The sequence below is a fragment of the Emticicia oligotrophica DSM 17448 genome, assembly GCF_000263195.1.
GTDB classification, from domain to species: domain Bacteria; phylum Bacteroidota; class Bacteroidia; order Cytophagales; family Spirosomataceae; genus Emticicia; species Emticicia oligotrophica.
Map to the genome: position 1 here is coordinate 13927 of NC_018742.1, position 17620 is coordinate 31546.

Sequence of the window (17620 nt, forward strand, 5' to 3'; positions counted from 1 at the left end):
TAGTGTCTTAGCAAATTCTATCTCAAAAGACCCTTTAAGGAAAAGAGCCTATTTTGTCAAAAACTCAATGAATTTTGATATGTGGGCGGGGCATATTGTAGATAAATTCATATCAAAAATACTAATACCTGCTATCAATGATGGTCTTGAAATTAATTTTGATGAATATGCCGCTTTAGCAGTTGAAATAGGAAAAAAGCAGTTTGATTTTTCAGCTAACAAACTTTATGAAAGCTCAAACAAAACAGAAGGCGATATTGAGTATTGTGTTTTAGATATTCATGAATTAAATAAGCCTTATGATGAATCTGAAATAGGAAAAGTTTATGAAAAGGTTCGATTAGCAATTTTGAATTTCCCCAAAATTAAGATGTTTAACACAAATGTCTCATTGTATCAGCATTTGTGTAATAATAAAGATTGGTTAATGCCAGATATTACTAATACAGGATTTGCCATTGATAACATCAACGTTTTTCCTCAAATTGATTTACGAGTATCGGGTGCAACATTTATTGATTGGAAAGTATCACAAAGCCAGATTAGCGATTACTCTCGTCAACTATCAATTATTGGTTTGGTTGCGTATGAAAACCGAAAGAAGAGAAATCAAACAGGAGAGAATCCAAGAAAAATTGATTATGACCATATTTCGCTTTTTGAAGTAAATCTTATTAAGGGTACAATAAAACAGCATTCATTTAATGAAAATATTGCCAATAATGTCTATGACCATATCTTTTTAAATAGTAGAGATATTAGCTTAATCAGGCAAAAAGATGATAAACCCTCCTATGTAACTATGATAAAATATGAACAGACCGAGGGACATGGATGTAGTTTATGTAAATTTTATGAGTTGTGTACGCATTTAACAAATAGTAAACATAATTATGATGAAGCCGCATATTTTAAATCACTCACAGATGAATTCGCAAACACTTTACACGATTAGGAATCTTGCGGAAATTAATTTTTCGTATAAGTTAGTGCCTCTATCTATCAACAAGATAATAGGTTTAGAGAACCTGTACTATACTGATTTAATGAATATTGCGTATAAAATCGGTTCATTAACCAATGGTCCGGCTGTAATTATTACAAAGAATAGCAGAAAGTATGTAGCAATTCCGTCTGATAAAACTTTTGAAACAGACATTTTTTTAGGGAAAATGGGAAGAGTTAAACTTGAACTCCCAAAAGATGCACCAAGTTTTAATTTGAAATTCAATAATTGTAGTGATGAAGAATATAATTTGATTGAAAAGTTTTTAGAGTTTGCAATCAGAAAGCAGATTAAAGAAAAATATAACTTGATAGAAGACGGAGCAGGGAAACTGTTTCCTAAACAACCCTTATTAAATATTCCCAATGCCAATATTGATGTATTGGAAGGGTTTACTTTTAGGATTGTACCAGAAGGGAAAAAACTTGCTCATGTTTGCGTTGATGTTACCCACAGAAATATCTCTAAATCGTCAACTTCTGAAAGCGTTACTATTCATAATAAAGAGCGAATGAAAGGAAGATACACTAATTCGACTCGTGGTAGAAAAGCTTTATTAAAATTTGGTGATTATTGGTTTCCAATAGAAATATTGGGTTTCGGAGAATCTATTTCAAACCAAACTTTTATAGATAAAAACTTCAATGAAAGAACGGTCGAGGAATATACAATTACCGAAACCAAGCATCATAAAAATAAGATTACAGCATTAAATCCAGAAGAAGTTAGTGTTATTTATTGCAACCCTGGAAAAAGAAAACAAGGTCCTCCAAAACACTGTGCCTCATCATTGGTCTATCTTTTATATACCACCAAAGATGCAGAGATGCAGAGCTTGCATTCTACTTCTATCCTGAAAACCTATCGAAGATTCAAAAATATTAACCAAATTGTCTTTGATTATTTTAAAAATATTAAATATAATGGTCAATTCATTAACGTTGATTTTAGACCTAAGCAAGAGGAATTGCAGGTGCTAAAATCAAAAGATTTGCTGTTTGCAAATGACCATAAATTGAATCTATATGATTATAAAACAGGGTTAATCAATCAAGACTTAGGCAAAAAACGTCGATTAGGTGTTCTGAAAAATGGTATTTTAGGAAAAGACATTTTCGACCCACAGTATTTGTTTGTTCCAAAAGACTCGGCTGATTATGAAGTAATTGAGGGCATTTTTGATGGATTCAAAAGGGATTTTACAAAAAAAGTAAAAGACTTAGCCAACACATTCAATGGTTTTACAAAAGTTGTTCAGTACGATTATAGACCAAATTTATCAGCTAAACGACAAGTAGATTTAATAAAAGAAGCAGCTTTGAGTGAAGATGTAGGAGAAGGATGTGCTATTTTTGTAATACCAGATAGTCCATATTCTTCAAAAAGAAGAAATTCAAAAAATGATGAGAGCCTGAACAGGTTGCATAACTGCTTAAAAAATGGGTTCTTTTCTTCAAAACTGAAATTTCAGTGTGTTTCGTATAGTGAATTAGAGCGACACTACGAAGGTTTTATGGAAGATAATGAATTCGTTTATAAAGTAGTTGATACAGCCTATGGCTTTGAAAACCAGTTGTTTTATTTGGCTCTTGAGTATCTCAATTTGAATTTTATGTTTCCTTATGCTTTGGCACAAAACCTCAATTATGATATATATGTAGGTATTGATGTACATGATAGATATGCTGGTTTTTCGTTTCTTTATAAAAATGCAGGTAAAATATATTTAAAATATAAAGACGTTCCTCTGAAAGACAAACATTCCAGAGCTGAAAAACTATCGGCTGAACAAATTTTAGAAATCATAGAACCGACATTAAGAGAGCATATCAAAGAGTTTTGTCCGAACCCTAATGGTATGGTCTTATTGCGTGATGGTAATAGCCACGGAGGAGAAGAGAAAGCGGTGTTACAAATAATTGACCACTTTTCTGCCGAAAACTTACTAAATAAAGATACTTTCAAGTGGGCAGTTGTTGATTTACACAAAAATAGTGCAGTACCTTTGAGAGCTTCTTTATCGGCAACCCCCGAAAGAAAATACGAATTACCAACCATTGGAACAATTAAACGATTAGGCAGAAATTTTGAAGAAGCATTTATGTTCAATACGGGATTTCCGTTTGACATTAGAGGTTCAGCAAAGCCTGTTCATTATACTTTTGTCGCAGGAAATGCCAACTTTGATAAGATTTTGGAAGATTTGTTTTCACAAACTATGTTAGCATTTTCTGCTCCTGATAGACCAAACTCATTGCCAGTAATTATAAAACTATTGGATTTTTATTTGGGTTCGTGGGCTCACGGTGAGAAAAACTGGAATAATCAAGAAGAGGAAACAAATCTTCTTCCTCTTGATTTTATACAGCAAGAAACATTTGAAGAAATTGTAAATGATGATAGCATCTAAAAAATAAGGCCATGAGCGAAACAACCTATCTTATGAAAGACTACGAAGAAACGGCTTCGATGTCTGAAAAACTAAATGAGGCTTTAATGATACTAAAAAAGCAAAGCCTTATTGCTGATGCGAATACATATAAAAAATACCCTTTTTTAAAACTACAGCCAGAAGAACTGGAAGATGCACAAAATGAAATAGTTGATTTTTTAGATGATATGGTGTCTTCAGAAACATTATTGAACTTAAAAGCAAAAATTAGCGAAAAAGAAGTAGCGAATCTTAAACAAAAGATAAAACAAGGAAATGCACTCGAAAAAAATAACTTTGAGGTTTTAGGTAATCTTTTAAATGTCGTGAATCAACAAAGAACAAGTCTATTTAGAAAAATAAGTAACCGCCGCTAATGAACTCATTTATTTTAGGTTTTTTCTATGAATTGCTTCACCGAATCTCAGAACTTGATAAATCATTTTTTAAGCATAAATTCAATGAAAAAATAGACCACAACTACAAAAAAACTGGAATAGAAAAATTAGCGTCTTTGAAAATTAAAGTTCAAGCGGTAATTAATCGGAAAGAAGAATTTTTGATTGAAGAGTTTGGATTTAGAAATGACCTTTTAAACCGCTACAAAACCTGTAATGAAGAATTTTTCATTATTGAGCAAGATTATTTCTTTGTTTTGAAGTATTATGGTTCAACCGAGGTGTATTTCCAAAAAATTGTAAACCGTATATACAAAGAAACAGGACAAATATTAAAACCACCTGTCGTAACTTCTTTTTTTTCGCTCGAAAAGTATTTTTGGGCAAAACCACCTCTTTTATTAGGTATTCCTGCTAATGAGGAGAAAAATTTATTAAATCTTTCAGACTGTTATCACGAAAAAGGGCATTTTATTGCTTATGAATATGAGCCGCTATATTTCATGTTCACTCGTCAAACCAGAGCAAAAATTGATAATTATTTTTCTACACAGATTAAAGAAGCAAATAATAAAGATAAACCCGAACGAGCCAAGCAATTACATGATTTTAAGATAAAATGGTTAGAAAAGAATTGGTTGGAAGAGTTTTTGTGCGATATGATAGCCACATACTTTATTGGACCAGCCTATGCCTATACTCACATAAAAATTGTTTTAAGTTCAAATGAGAATGACGATGATTTAGAACAAAATCTTTTCAAAATAAACTCTGAACTCCATCCAGCCGATGAAGCTCGAATGAGAGGGGTATGTGCAATGCTTAACGAGATTGGTGAAGCAACATCAATTTTTAATATTAATACTTATTGGCTTCCACTGATTGAAGGAAAAAGTAAAGGTAAATACTACGATTGGGCTTTTCCTGATACTATTCTGCAAGAACTTGCAAAGGAAATATTTATAGCATGTGGAAATTACAATTTGAATAGCTACAGGGTTCAATGCTCTAAATTTGAAAAACCAATTTCTAAATATTTAAATGAAGCATGGGCGTATTTTTTGAGCAATCCAGAAAAATATTCTACATGGCAACAACAGATTCTTGATAAATTAGATTTAGATTAAAGGTATAATACTCAAAAATAGTTGGTAAAATGTACAAATAATAAATATAAGTTACTAATAATCAGCGAGTTGTATTGTATTTTTTGAATGATTGATGAAATTAGTTTCATCAATCATTTTTTGTTTCATGAAAATAGAAAAAAAAGCGATGCTGGGCCTGTGGTTATCAGAGCAGTATCAAGTGGGGAAAGCAAGCTGGGAAGCAGCGATACAAGTGTAAAAATTGTGGAATTTTGTACTGCGAACAACGCAAAGATGTACGCCTTCAAAACCGTTTTGTATGGTTCAAGAAATGGATTTTAGAACGCCAAACCTATCAAAGTTTGAGCAGAGAAAGTGGGTATAGTAAGGCAAGCCTTCAACGTTTTTTTTATGAGTATTTGGCTCAGGCTCCCATACTGAAAATTCAAAATAAACGCACCTTACATATGCGAATGGATGGGACTTATTTCAAGCAATTTTGCTTGATAACTTATCAAGACCATTACAGTAATTATACGCAGTTGATTCGCTTTAGTGAGGATGAAAAATATGAAGAAATCAAAGAGGATTTGCAGAATCTTTTGCGATTGGGCTTGAAGATTGATAGCATGACAGTTGATGGACACAAAGGAACGCTTAAAGCTATTAGAGAAGTATTGACTGAGACCAAAATACAGCGTTGTTTAGTTCATTTACAGCGTCAGAGCTTGATTTGGCTTACAAAACGTCCGAAACATGAGCCAGCTAAAGACCTCAGAAAGTTGGTCTTGATGATTAGTAAAATCACCACCCATAACGACAAAGCTGATTGGTTAAATCAATTTAAGAATTGGGAGAAAACTCACAAGTCTTTCTATCAACAAAAATCTTTCAATCAAAATACTGATAGATACTGGTACACCCATAAGTTACTCAGAAGGACTTATATGTATATCAAATCAGCCATTCCAAATATGTTCTATTTTCTGGAGGATGGTGCTATTCCCAAGACCACCAATGGCATCGAAGGGTTCTTTTCTCACCTTAAAAATCACTTAGATGTTCATCGTGGTTTATCGCTCGAACATCGTAAAAACTTCATAAAGTGGTACATCTTTTTTTCTAACAAAAAATGAGTTTTTTTAGCCATATCGTATACCGACAGAATAAAAAAATGTAGCCCAGTTAATGAGCTACATTCTGTCGTTTAAACGCCAAGTCTATTGCTGATTTGTTGGTCTCCACCAGAGCAAACTTCCTCTTCGACTTAGTGCGGGAATATAATACCTTTTCGCAAATTTTCCACCAACTATTTTTGAGTACATTACCGATTAAAATCCTCGATTTTTCAAATCAAAATAGCGAATCATGCCAGCAAAAGGTGCTGATTTATCTTTCATTTTTACGATTCTATCTTCGATTTGCTGACGAGTATTTTCACTGATTCTATCAATATTTTGAAATAATACTTGATAAAGTGTATTATAGATTTCATAAAAAAAATACCTTGATTCTTTCAATTCTTTCCGATTCAGACCATAGTATTTTTCTGCAGCTTCAATGTAAGGTTTGTATTTTGGTTTTTGGGGAATCAAGATAATATGTTTTAAGACAGCATCAATTTCCCAAGCAAAATATTCTGATGGGTCATCAAAGTAAGGGTTAAGTAAAAGAGGACGTTCGATATGATAGGCTTTTACGAATTCTGTTAGTTTTAATCCACTATTATCAATGGGGTCAGGGTTAATAGTAAGAGCTAACAAATCAATTTCTTGATTTGTTGTTGAAATGGTTAAAGTTGGTGGTGATAAAGCCTTTAACTCATCAGACAATGGAAAGTCATTACCTTTATAAACTGAATTACAAACTTGGCAGGCAACCAAATAATTATCATAGCAGTATGCCAACCACCAGTATTTACTTTTAGGTCTAAAATGTTCAACGTCTCCATGACTTACCACTCTCGTATCGGCTTCACAGTAAGCACATTTACCACTTGATTCGGCAAATAGTTGTTCTTTGGCTACTTTCCACCTATTTTGAACAAAATTATGTGCTTCAAATTTACCAGCCAAAATTTCTTTTTGCCGTATCAACAACTCTTTATTCCAAGCAACTCGCCTTGCCCCTGTGAAATTTTTATGCACTTTATCTGCCGTTCGAACTCGCTCCAATGCTATCATTGCTGTAATTCTTGATTTATTTTGTTCAACAAATCAACCAAACCAGCATCTGCAACCATATTTGTACGTGTTACCTGCGGAATCGCCTGAATCCGTTTACTCAGTTTATCAGCTTGTGCCTTGCTACCTTTTCTGTTTTTAAGGTTTTCGTACTCGTTTTTTAGTTGCTCCGTTTCGTAAGATTCATCAGACTGTACACCAAATATAGGCGATAGCAACACTTGATGCAGCAACATTTTATTGGGTGTTCCTTTAAAAAGTTGGGCATCAATTTGATTATTTTTGGTTCGATTTAGAACTATTAGTTCTCCTTCGCCAGCTTGCTGGGCTGTGAGTGGAGAGTGTGTAGAAGCAATGATTTGGAAATTTGGCAGTTTAGTTTTCAAATATCCCAAAAGTCTTCTTTGCCAAGTTGGATGTAAATGAAGGTCAATTTCATCAATCAGTAATATACCATTAGTCATTAACGGATTTTGTCTATCTCCAAAAGTATTAAAAATCCGATAGAGCAAATCGCCAATCCAACCACTCACATTTTGGTAGCCATCGCTTAGTAAATGAATCGGAATCAAGTCTTTTCCATTTGAAAATAGCAATGTTTTTTGTTGTTTATCAATCGAATCAAACCTTATGTTGATTAGAAATTCGTTGAGTGCATTTTTAATGCTTTCAAGAGCTTCGCCATCACTTCTATAATCAAGCTCCATTACCCATGCCGATAACGGGTACAAGTTAGCATCAGAATTAAACAATGTGGCTACATTTGCCGAGCGGTCATTGTTGTAAAAACTACTCGGTTGATTAAAACTCTGATTTTTATTTAGTCTTCGAGAAGCCCCATAACCCAAAATAAAATAATTACGGTCGGTATGTGATAAGGCTCGGTCTATCTCATCAAGCGAATCAGTATTATTTACCAAAATATCTTTTATCGAATCTCCCCTGTTTATTTTCAGACTTATTTCTCGTTCTTTAGGCTTTTTTTCTTTTGTCATAAAAACAGCCTTGATTTCGCAAGAATTTTCGCCAAAACTAATCCATTCATCGGGGTTGCCGAGCAATTCGCTTAATGAATTACTTCCAGCACCAATCAAGGCAATTGCTTTTAGAATTGTACTTTTACCTGTTCCATTTTCTCCCAAAAGCAATGTCTGGAGGCGAGGTTTGCCTGTATCATTAATAAAACTAATTGATGTTTCATCAAGTCCACGGAAGTTTCGGAGTGAAAGTTGTTTTAAAAGCATTTGTCTGATTGAATTTTTATCAAATATAGTAAACTACCATCAAAATTAAACCAATTGATTCATTTAGCTATTCTTTTTACTAATTTTTATACCGCTGCTCCATAGCGGGCATATACGTGCTGATATACATTTATTGTTCTTTCGCCCAAATCGTGGTCGCTATATACTTTCGGTGGTAGCCACTGCAAACTATCAAAAATCATTGTTTTTATCTGGGCCGTTACCATTCTGCTTTCTCGCCAACGCTCAACTTTTAGTTTTTCTTTTTTCAGTTTGGCCAATAAATCAACAGCTACTTTTTTTACAGCTTTCTTTTCTTCTTTATCAAGCGTTTTACCTTCACGTAATAAATCAAAAATTGCCAAAGACTCTTGGTCTAAGTTTTCTCTGATTGCCCGTGCGTCCTCAACCGTCAATTCTCCTAAAAAATCATTGAGTTTACCAAATGCACTACTCACATCTTCGGGGTTTTTAGCTTGGTTATATTCTTCTATTATCTCTTTGTATTTTTCATAAAACTCCGCCCTCAATGGGTTTTCTTGTAGCATTCTATTTACCTGCTGCTCAATGGCTTGTTGTAAATCAAATACAAATGTATTTTTGTTTTCTGTTTTGGCAAAGGCTGTTTTTAGTTTCTGAAAATCCAACTTACTGAGGTCAACTACTACGTCTTCATTGGTGGTGTTTGGGTCAATCAGAATATGAGCATTTACAACCTCCTGCAACTGACGAATAATCTTTGTTACATCGGCATCGGCTACTCGTTTATTGAGTGTTGTATATATTGCCTCGATGGCATTGTATTCTTCCACATATTTTCTTACTTGCTCTTCGGGGTAAAGTGCCTTGAATTTTCTAAAAACCAAACGTGCCGTGGTCTCAAACGATGCCCGTGAGGTTTCGTTGAGCGATACACAATCGGCAGCTTTCTTGAGCATAGCCAGTTTTTTCATGGCTTTTATGCCAAAAAGCTGTGCCAATTCAAAGCCAAGTTCTGATAAATATCCCCTTGTTAGTTTTATTGCCTCGGCAAGTTCCTGCTCCATTTCGGCAAGTAGTTCGAGTGGTTTTTCGGTGGTTCCACCTCCGCCGCCCCCTTTGGTTTTATCGCCTTCTCCATAGACCGAATATGCCTTTTCGAGTTGCTTATATACATTGCCATAGTCAACAATCAAACCGTTTTCTTTTTCATCATCATATACTCGGTTGGCTCTTGCGATGGTCTGCATGAGCGTATGCCCTTTGATGGGCTTATCAAGATAGACTGTTGAAACGCAGGGGGCATCAAAGCCCGTAATCCACATGGCACACACAATAGCCAGACGAAAAGGGTGGTTTTGGTCTTTAAATTCTTGTTCTAAATCACGAGTTGGGTCGGCAAGTTTTTTGCGGTGCGGTTCGATGTTTAACCCTAAATCCTTAAATTTCTTTACTTCGTTCTGCTCCGAACTCACAATCACGCACACCTCCGTAGTATTTACTAAATCATATTTTCGTTTCAGATTTTGTTCCTCTTGCTCGTCATCAATGATTTTTATCTGATTCAGCAATTCGGCTTTATAAACCGCCCAGTGTTTCATAATGAGGTCATACATTCGCACGGCTGTGGGTTTATCGAGTGTTACGAGCATGGCTTTGCCCTGATACCCTCGCTCGTTAAAATGCCAAACCAAATCTTTGGCGATGGCATCGAGCCGAGCCTCTGCCGTAAGCACCACGTAGTTTCGCTGAAACAAATAGGTGAGTTTACGCTTTTGGTTATCGTCAATATCTTCGTTTTCGAGTATTTCAGCCATTTCATCATCAATGTCGGGGTTTTCGATGGCCAATTTTTCGCCTCGATTGATGTATTTGAGCGGGAGCGTGGCATTATCTTCGATGGCTCGTTTAAAATCATAAACCGATACATACTCGCCAAAAATATTTTTGGTTTGCTCTACTTCGCCATCAATGAGGGGCGTACCTGTAAAGCCCAAATAAGAAGCATTCGGAATGCCATGATAACGCATATTTCGGGCAAAAATACCCCCTTGGGTTCGGTGGGCTTCGTCCGAAATGACAATCAGATTTGAACGCTCAGTAATGAGCGGAAACTCAGTTTCTTTCTTGGGATTTACCGAAAACTTATGAATCACCGAAAACACATACCGATGGTTTTCTTTTAGCATTTCTCGCAAATGCTCACGGCTTTCGGCTTTGAGTTTTTTGTCTTTTACCAAACCCACACCCGAAAACGTATCGTACAACTGGGTTTCGAGTTCAGTGCGGTCAACGACCAATAAAAAAGTATATGCACCACCGATTTTTCGATGGATTTTCTCGCAGATAAATACAATCGAATATGATTTTCCGCTGCCTTGTGTGTGCCAAAATACACCGAGTTTCCCGTTGAGGTCTGCAATGTTTTTGGTCTGGCTAATGGCTTTGTTTACACCAATATACTGATGGTTTTTTGCCATTATTTTTACGATTTCTCCACTCGAATCATCAAAAAGTAGGAAGTTCTCGAAAATATCCATCAATCGGTGTTTATCGCAAACCCCACGTAGCATCGTATCGAGGCTTACGATGCCCTCTTGGTTTTCTTCAATACGCTTCCACTCCAAAAAGAATTTGTATTTGCTCGTAATCGTGCCTACTCGTGCATCGGTGCCATTGCTCAAAATAATGAAAGCATTATGATGAAAAACTGCCGAAATAGTATCTTTATAGTCAGTAATGTTTTTATCGTAGGCACTTCGTAGGTCAGTATGATGGGCTTTTAGCTCAAAAAATACCAAGGGAATGCCATTCACAAAACCAATAACATCGGGTCGACGGTTATAACAATCACCCACGATTTCGAGCTGACGAACTGCCAAAAAATGATTGTTGGCGTAATCATCAAAATCAAAAACTCGGAGTTTTCGCTTGGTGTGTTCGCCATTGGCTGCAATAAAACTCACCGAAACACCATTGCGGAGCAGGTCGTATTTTTGTTGATTGATACCACCCAACGATTTATCAGTGGCACGAAGTTCGAGCTGCTCAATGGCTTGCTGATAAGCATTTGGCGGAAGGTCGGGGTTTAGCTTCGTGAGGGCTTCGAGCAGATAACGACTCAGTAATATTTCGGTTTTATCATTACGGCCCAGCAAGCCGTTTTTACCAAAACTTTCGTTGTGCCAAGCGGTGCAAACTTCCCAGCCCAACTCTTCGAGTACATCTTGTGTGGCTTGCTCAATTAGATTTTCTTCTGAATATTCACGGCTCATGTTGTTGTGCTTTATTAACTCACGTTTACCCTCTTATTGGGTTTCTAAAATGTTGTTGCTCTTTGTGAAGGATTCGAGGTTCGAATCCTTTTTTGTGCCGAAATATAATACTTATTTTTTTAATTGGCTCATAATCAAACCTTTAAAATGTTGTTTTAGTTCTTTTGCTGAGGTGGCACGAATAATAAAAAGGTGGCACTTTATTTGCTTTTTCAAATAAAATTTCTCTAAATTTGTTGCAACCTTAATTATTGCAGTACTCATCATCCTAAAATAGTCCAACATCAGAAGAAAGTAAACCTTTTTTTGAAGAGGACACAAACTTCTATTCCTATGCTTCACTCACGTTCTGTCCAAGACCAGAAAATGGATTCATTTGTTAGAATGCTTGATTTTGTCATTAACGGAAAAGAACTGTATAAACCATTGATTATCAATGTAATAAATGATGCTCGTTTATTGAGTTTAGGTCAGAAAAATTATTACACAATTGACCGTGATGATTACCATATCATTGTATATTTGGCAGAAAAGGATAAATCTTTTTTCGAGAACGTAAACACCGAAACACTACAAAAAGCCGATTATGAGCATATATTGCAAACGCTTATGAGTGATAGACACCACGCTTACGCTTAAAAAGTATGACATCACCACAACTAATGCTTCATATTGCACAAGCACACAAAGCATTATTACGAACACAAAACAATCATTATTCCGATAAATCTAAGCAAGCCTACCAAGAAAATTTGGTTAGGCTTTTTTATGCTATCGAAAAAGATGTTGTTGATAACCCTCCGACATCAGAAGATGAAGTTTATGAACTAAAAAGCTACATTGACTTTATTTTTAAAAACATTGAGTTTTTAGATAGTAGCACGCTGAACCTTATTCCTTACGAAATTGTGGCGTGTCTAAAAAGCACACTTTCAGAATGGATAAATGACCCTACATTTATTATTACAACCAGTCTGATTAATGATACAGGAGGTTTTAGTTTCGACCCATCTTTGATTACTTTCTACAAGCGATTATATTTTGTATTTCATTTTAAATATAATATCCAATTTTCCCATAAACTTATACAAATTAATATTCCGAAGGCTTTTTCTCGTGATTACCTTGTCAGTGTGGTGCATTATCATGAGCTGGGACATTTTGTTGATACTCAAAACAAAATAACCGAAGCCCTCTCGAAAGAACTCTACAACGATTTTGTAGGGGGGAAATATGACGACGATGATGAGTTTAACAAAAATATGAATGTCTATTTTGAGTTTCTACGTGAGAAATACTATTCAGACGAAAATAAAATAGAAATTCTTAGAAACCATCTTGCCGAGTACTTCTGTGATTTGTTCGCAAGCCAGTACGTGGGGCAGCACTTGAGCGACTACATTATTTATATTACCGAAGGGCAGAATTATTATGTCGATTCGCACCCAAGTTCGACAAACAGAAAAAAAGTAGCTGCCGATTTTTTAAACAAACAGCCTAACCTCGTAGTAACACTCGTTAATCAGGCATTACAAAATATTTTTGGAAAACAACTCGAAATAAGGTACGAAGCCATTCCGACCGATGATTTTTATCAGTTATTGCCTTTTGAAATAGCAAACGATAAACAATTGCACGGGTTGATTTCTACGGGGTGGCAGATTTGGAACGATGGCCATAAAGCATTTGAGCAAAAGGCAGGAATGCAGGATTTAAGCCAAGTAAAATTTTATTCGATTATCAATAATCTGATAGAAAAAGCTATTGGAAACTATATAATTTCGCAGACATGGACGCAAATCTGACACAACGAGGGATTCTGACAAAGGACGCAATTTTGCAACGACTCCATAAAGATTTGTTTATCAGACCATTGCTCGACCCCGATAAACAGATTAATTCGATTGGCATTGATTTTAGACTCGGATATGATTTTTTGATAACCGTTCATGGCAGAGAGGCATACCTAAATGCTTCGCTCAATCGTGAGGAAGGATACCCCGAACGTGGTTTGGGGCATCATTTTCAGGAATCTCGCCGACAAATTGGCGAAACTTTCATTCTACACCCCAACCAAACAATCTTAGCAACGAGTTTGGAGTATATAAAACTACCCACCGATATTATGCTGATGCTCGTGATGCGAAGCTCGTATGCTCGTTTGGGGCTAACAATCTCGACCGTAGTGCAGCCTGGTTACTGCGGGTGTATGTCGTTGGAGTTGACAAATACAAACTTTGCTCCCATAAACCTAACTGTTGGGGCAAGGCTTTTTCAGGGTTTGTTTATACCCACAAGTGCTGATACTCAGTATTTTAACCAAGCACGAAAATACACTTGTCAGGTACGCCCCGAACCTTCGGCAACTTTGGCGGATGCCGACCTCACAACCTTGAACAATATCTGGAAAAAAGCCAACCACTTCTAAACCCCAATCTTGCCACTCATTAGCCTCGGCAATAGTATATCTCGGCTCTCTTTTAATAAACGGTTTTGGTGAGAAAGGTTTAAAGTTTGTTTTATTATTGGACTGATTACATTGTCGAACTGATTTAGAATATCTTGTTGAGGGATTGGGATTTCAACAAAATCTAATTCTTTTCTTTTTATATGCTTCATTGTTGCCCCTGTTGAAAGATTATTGAAAATATTCAATGAGTCTTTTAATGCAAGAAAAAGCAGACTTTTTGGTATTTTTGAAAATGGAGTAACCTTAAAAAGATGTTGATTTAAAAGTCCAGTTTCTCCTTGCCATACCACAACTTCTAACGATGCCGACCATGAGAATAAAATATCTCCACTCTTGACTATAAATTTTGAGGGAATTTTAGAACCATTATTTCTTGGAGTATCGTTGCTTATTCCTCCTTTCAATTCCTTTATCTTGATAATCGGAAAACCACTTTCTTCCCAATCTTCTGGTTTAAAAGCATAACCGTTCAAAAACTCACCTAAAAGTGTTAAACTCCTCCTTTCCCAACCCAACGGCAGACCAGTATTTTTATCAATTTCGAGGGGTTTGCCACCAATCTTGAAATTTGCGAACCACTCACGGTAAGTAAGTTCTGCCATTTCTTCGAGCAGTTTTATGCGGCGGAGGTTGTTTTCAATCAAATCATCATAAGCCGATAAAATATTGGCAATTCGTGTTTGGGTTTCAAGGGGAGGAAGATTGATTTCAATATTATAAATTCTTTTGGGTGCAGTGTGTCGAACTTTAGTACCTGTTGCAGTTGAAAAAATGGAATTTCTTACTTCTTTTGTAAAAAAAAGATAGTAAATATATTTTGTTATAGCTTTTTGATGGTCAATTTGAAGTAATCCTAATCTTTGATTATGTAAAAATCTATCATTTTGAGGTACGATAGCAGGACTGCCCAAAAGTCCCGCACCCTGTTCCGTCATTGCAATAATCAAATCATCTTTTTTTAACAAATACTCTTTTGGAAAAGCACCAGAATAAAACTTTTCTTTACCAATTTGTATTTTAAAACCGCCTTCTTCGTGAAAATTGCCAGGAGTTAAAAGTATGAGTTCTCCTTCTGAACAAAAATATTCTCCTTTAAACGCCCAGCCGTGTTTAATCGTTAAAAGGTCGCCTAATTTTATTTTTTTCCACGCTGTATTCATAATCAAAATGCTAAAAATCTTTAAAAATATGGGTTTTTGTGTTTATTTCATTGCCGTCTGCTTTAGCTGACGGTTAATATTGAAACAAATACAAAATGGCTTTAGCCAAAATTATACTCGGTTTTGTTAGGCTAAAGCCTTATTTTGATGTTTTTTAGAACCGTCAGCTAAAGCAGACGGCAATGAACTCTAATTCTACAAAAAAAAAGTATTCATGGTTTTCATATCAAAACTGCTACCTTTGTATGTATGCCTGTCTTACTTGAAAGTCGTTGCCGTAACGTCGAAGGGTATCGATTCGTCGCACCGCCGATGCGGTGGGCATTTTACTTTACTAATTGCCTCAAATTATCTTCAATCAATGCCGCCAAGCCCACGGCTTCGGTGTTTAGGTCGCCAAATTCGGTTTGTATTTCGGTCATGCGGGTTTTATAATCAAAACCTTTGTCGGTGCTTTGGCTCACGCCCACATATCGGCCCGGTGTGAGGCTATAATCGTTGGCTTTTAGTTCATCAATCGGCACAATTCGGCAGAGTCCGTCCACATCACGGTATTCGCCCGCAGGAAACCATTCCAATAGTTGTTGCCAATCTTTTATGGCTTGTTTAGCAAGCTCAAAAAACGTAGCGGTGGCATCGGCAAATACATTGAGTGGCCTGTTGAGAGCCATTATTTGGCTACGGTATTCGGCAATGGTTTTGCGTAAAACCTTTTGGTCGTCGGGGCGTTCGGCAATCTGTTTTTCGAGCGTCGAGATTTTATCTTGCAGCGTTCTTACCCGTTCACGGGCATCTTCGGCAGGTTTCAGCAAGGCATCAAACAAACTTTGGGCTTCCGCAAGCTCCGAAAATTCTAATTTTGGAGCTTCATAATCAGGTATTTTGCCAAGCTCGTGTTTGAGTCTTTCGAGCAGAATGTCATAAAAACCGATGGTTTCGCCTAAGTTTTCGGCAATAAACGCACGGTGTTGGGCAATTGCTTCGGCGATGGCGGCTGGTTTTTGTCGGTACAAATCTTTGATAGCCGACAGATTGACCAACTGCCCATAACTAAAATCGTTGATGGTTGTGCTTACTTTCCGATACACATTGCGGGCATCAATCATCAGCACATGATTATGGTCGTTTTGGGGAGCGTTGCCGTTTGGGGCTTTTTTGCCTTTATCCAAAAACCAAACGTGGCACGGCAACGAGCGAGTATAAAAGAAGTTATTACTGACCGAAACCACACAATCAACATGCCCAGTATCAATGAGTTTGGCTCTGATTTGTGCCTCCGAATGCCCCGCATCAGTCGCCGAGCTTGCCATCACAAACCCCGCTCGCCCTTTGTTGGGTTTTAGGTAGCTATAAAAATACTGCACCCAAAGATAATTCCCGTTATCGGCTTTTGGGGTTTTCCACGGCAAACGGCGGTCGAGTTTCACAAACTCTTTGTCCATATCAATCTTACTGACATTGAACGGTGGATTTGCCATCACAAAATCGCACTTTTCGTAAAGGTCGTGTGGGTCGGCATAGAAGCTATTGGCTTCTTTTATTTCGCCCTCAATGCCATGAATCGCCAAGTTGATTTTTGCCAACTTCGTATTATTCGATTTCTGCTCCGTGCCATATACTTTGATGGCTTCGTTTACTTCGGTGTTGGTGTGGCTTTTCACAAAATAGCCAGTTTGCACAAACATTCCGCCTGAACCACAGGCAGGGTCATGGATGATGCCCTGCATAGGCTCAATAAAATTGACAATGAGCTGCACCAACGATGGGGGCGTAAAAAACTCGCCACCCTCTTGGGCCCCAGCTCCTTGCATCGAAAATTTCATGAGAAAATACTCGTAAATTCGCCCGAAAACATCGCCCGATGCTTTTTTTACGGCATCTTTATTGAAAGTCCTGACGAGCGATTGCAACAACGAAGGCTCAAAATCTTGGTAGTTTCGGGGTAAATTACCAGCCAACGAAGGGTTTATCTCTTCGATTAGCCGCATGGCGTCGTTTATTTTGGTGGCAATGTCTTCGGCTTCGGGCAGATTTGCCAAATAATCATATTTTGCTTTTTCAGGAATAAACATTGCCCCAGCCGCCGTATAATCGTCGGGTGTGGCAGCACGTTTTCCTCTTGGAGTTTCAGGAATGTTTTGCTCTACAATTTTGGTGGCTTCCTCAAATTTGTTTTGGGCAAACCTCAATAAGACCAAACCCAGCACGGGGTCTTTGTATTCGGCAGCGGTTAGTTTAGAATTGGCTCGAAGCTCATCGGCAGCATCCCAGAGTTCTTTTTCGAGTTGCTTGATTTGTTGTTGGGTCATTGATTTACTGAAAAAAATATTTTGTAAAGATGCCTATAAATAAAAATGAAAGCAAGTTTCGTGTGTATTTGGCTCTT

13 protein-coding genes are annotated in these 17620 nt (G+C 36.8%); 8 read left to right on the top strand and 5 right to left on the bottom strand.

What is annotated here, in order from left to right; genetic code table 11:
- The first annotated feature begins 67 nt into the window (after window positions 1-67).
- From EMTOL_RS19990 to EMTOL_RS20010, 5 genes are all read left to right on the top strand, one after another.
- Complete coding sequence (locus tag EMTOL_RS19990; RefSeq protein ID WP_041694313.1) at window positions 68-955, top strand: hypothetical protein; 888 nt, start codon at window positions 68-70, stop codon at window positions 953-955.
- Window positions 927-3416: an argonaute/piwi family protein gene (locus tag EMTOL_RS19995; RefSeq protein WP_015026203.1), complete on the top strand. Its 2490-nt coding sequence runs from the start codon at window positions 927-929 to the stop codon at window positions 3414-3416. The genes EMTOL_RS19990 and EMTOL_RS19995 overlap by 29 nt, the downstream gene beginning before the upstream one ends.
- An 11-nt stretch (window positions 3417-3427) precedes the next feature.
- Entirely contained in the window at window positions 3428-3814 is a 387-nt protein-coding gene (locus EMTOL_RS20000; RefSeq protein ID WP_015026204.1) for a hypothetical protein, read from the top strand.
- Window positions 3814-4962: a hypothetical protein gene (locus EMTOL_RS20005; RefSeq protein WP_015026205.1), complete on the top strand. Its 1149-nt coding sequence runs from the start codon at window positions 3814-3816 to the stop codon at window positions 4960-4962. Before EMTOL_RS20000 ends, EMTOL_RS20005 begins: the two co-directional genes overlap by 1 nt.
- A 176-nt stretch (window positions 4963-5138) precedes the next feature.
- Window positions 5139-6059 (top strand): IS256 family transposase, variant Zn-binding type, encoded by a 921-nt coding sequence (locus EMTOL_RS20010; RefSeq protein WP_041694317.1) that lies wholly within the window; start codon window positions 5139-5141, stop codon window positions 6057-6059.
- A 195-nt stretch (window positions 6060-6254) separates the two neighbouring features.
- On the opposite strand, the gene EMTOL_RS22005 is transcribed toward EMTOL_RS20010, so the two are convergent.
- The 3 genes from EMTOL_RS22005 to EMTOL_RS20025 form a co-directional block, all read right to left on the bottom strand.
- The gene (locus tag EMTOL_RS22005; RefSeq protein ID WP_015026207.1) at window positions 6255-7106 is read right to left on the bottom strand and encodes an HNH endonuclease; all 852 of its coding nucleotides are present in this window, start codon (window positions 7104-7106) and stop codon (window positions 6255-6257) included.
- Window positions 7103-8350 carry an AAA family ATPase gene (locus EMTOL_RS20020; RefSeq protein WP_015026208.1) on the bottom strand — a complete coding sequence of 416 codons (1248 nt, stop codon included), beginning with the start codon at window positions 8348-8350 and terminating at the stop codon, window positions 7103-7105. Before EMTOL_RS20020 ends, EMTOL_RS22005 begins: the two co-directional genes overlap by 4 nt.
- A gap of 86 nt (window positions 8351-8436) precedes the next feature.
- Window positions 8437-11604, bottom strand: a complete 3168-nt coding sequence (locus EMTOL_RS20025) for a type I restriction endonuclease subunit R (RefSeq protein WP_015026209.1) — start codon at window positions 11602-11604, stop codon at window positions 8437-8439.
- A gap of 333 nt (window positions 11605-11937) precedes the next feature.
- Here EMTOL_RS20025 and EMTOL_RS20030 point away from each other — a divergent pair, with 333 nt between their 5' ends.
- The 3 genes from EMTOL_RS20030 to dcd are packed head-to-tail and all read left to right on the top strand — an operon-like array spanning window position 11938 to window position 14032.
- Complete coding sequence (locus EMTOL_RS20030; protein ID WP_015026210.1) at window positions 11938-12243, top strand: hypothetical protein; 306 nt, start codon at window positions 11938-11940, stop codon at window positions 12241-12243.
- Window positions 12244-12248: 5 nt separating this feature from the next.
- Window positions 12249-13409 (top strand): hypothetical protein, encoded by a 1161-nt coding sequence (locus EMTOL_RS20035; RefSeq protein WP_015026211.1) that lies wholly within the window; start codon window positions 12249-12251, stop codon window positions 13407-13409.
- The gene (gene dcd / locus EMTOL_RS20040; protein ID WP_015026212.1) at window positions 13394-14032 is read left to right on the top strand and encodes a dCTP deaminase; all 639 of its coding nucleotides are present in this window, start codon (window positions 13394-13396) and stop codon (window positions 14030-14032) included. Before EMTOL_RS20035 ends, dcd begins: the two co-directional genes overlap by 16 nt.
- Here dcd and EMTOL_RS22010 read toward each other — a convergent pair.
- A complete protein-coding gene (locus tag EMTOL_RS22010) occupies window positions 14029-15234 on the bottom strand; it encodes a restriction endonuclease subunit S (protein ID WP_015026213.1) in 1206 nt (401 codons plus the stop codon). The genes dcd and EMTOL_RS22010 overlap by 4 nt on opposite strands.
- 326 nt (window positions 15235-15560) lie before the next feature.
- Window positions 15561-17543 (bottom strand): HsdM family class I SAM-dependent methyltransferase, encoded by a 1983-nt coding sequence (locus EMTOL_RS20050; protein ID WP_015026214.1) that lies wholly within the window; start codon window positions 17541-17543, stop codon window positions 15561-15563.
- Window positions 17544-17620 lie beyond the last annotated feature (77 nt).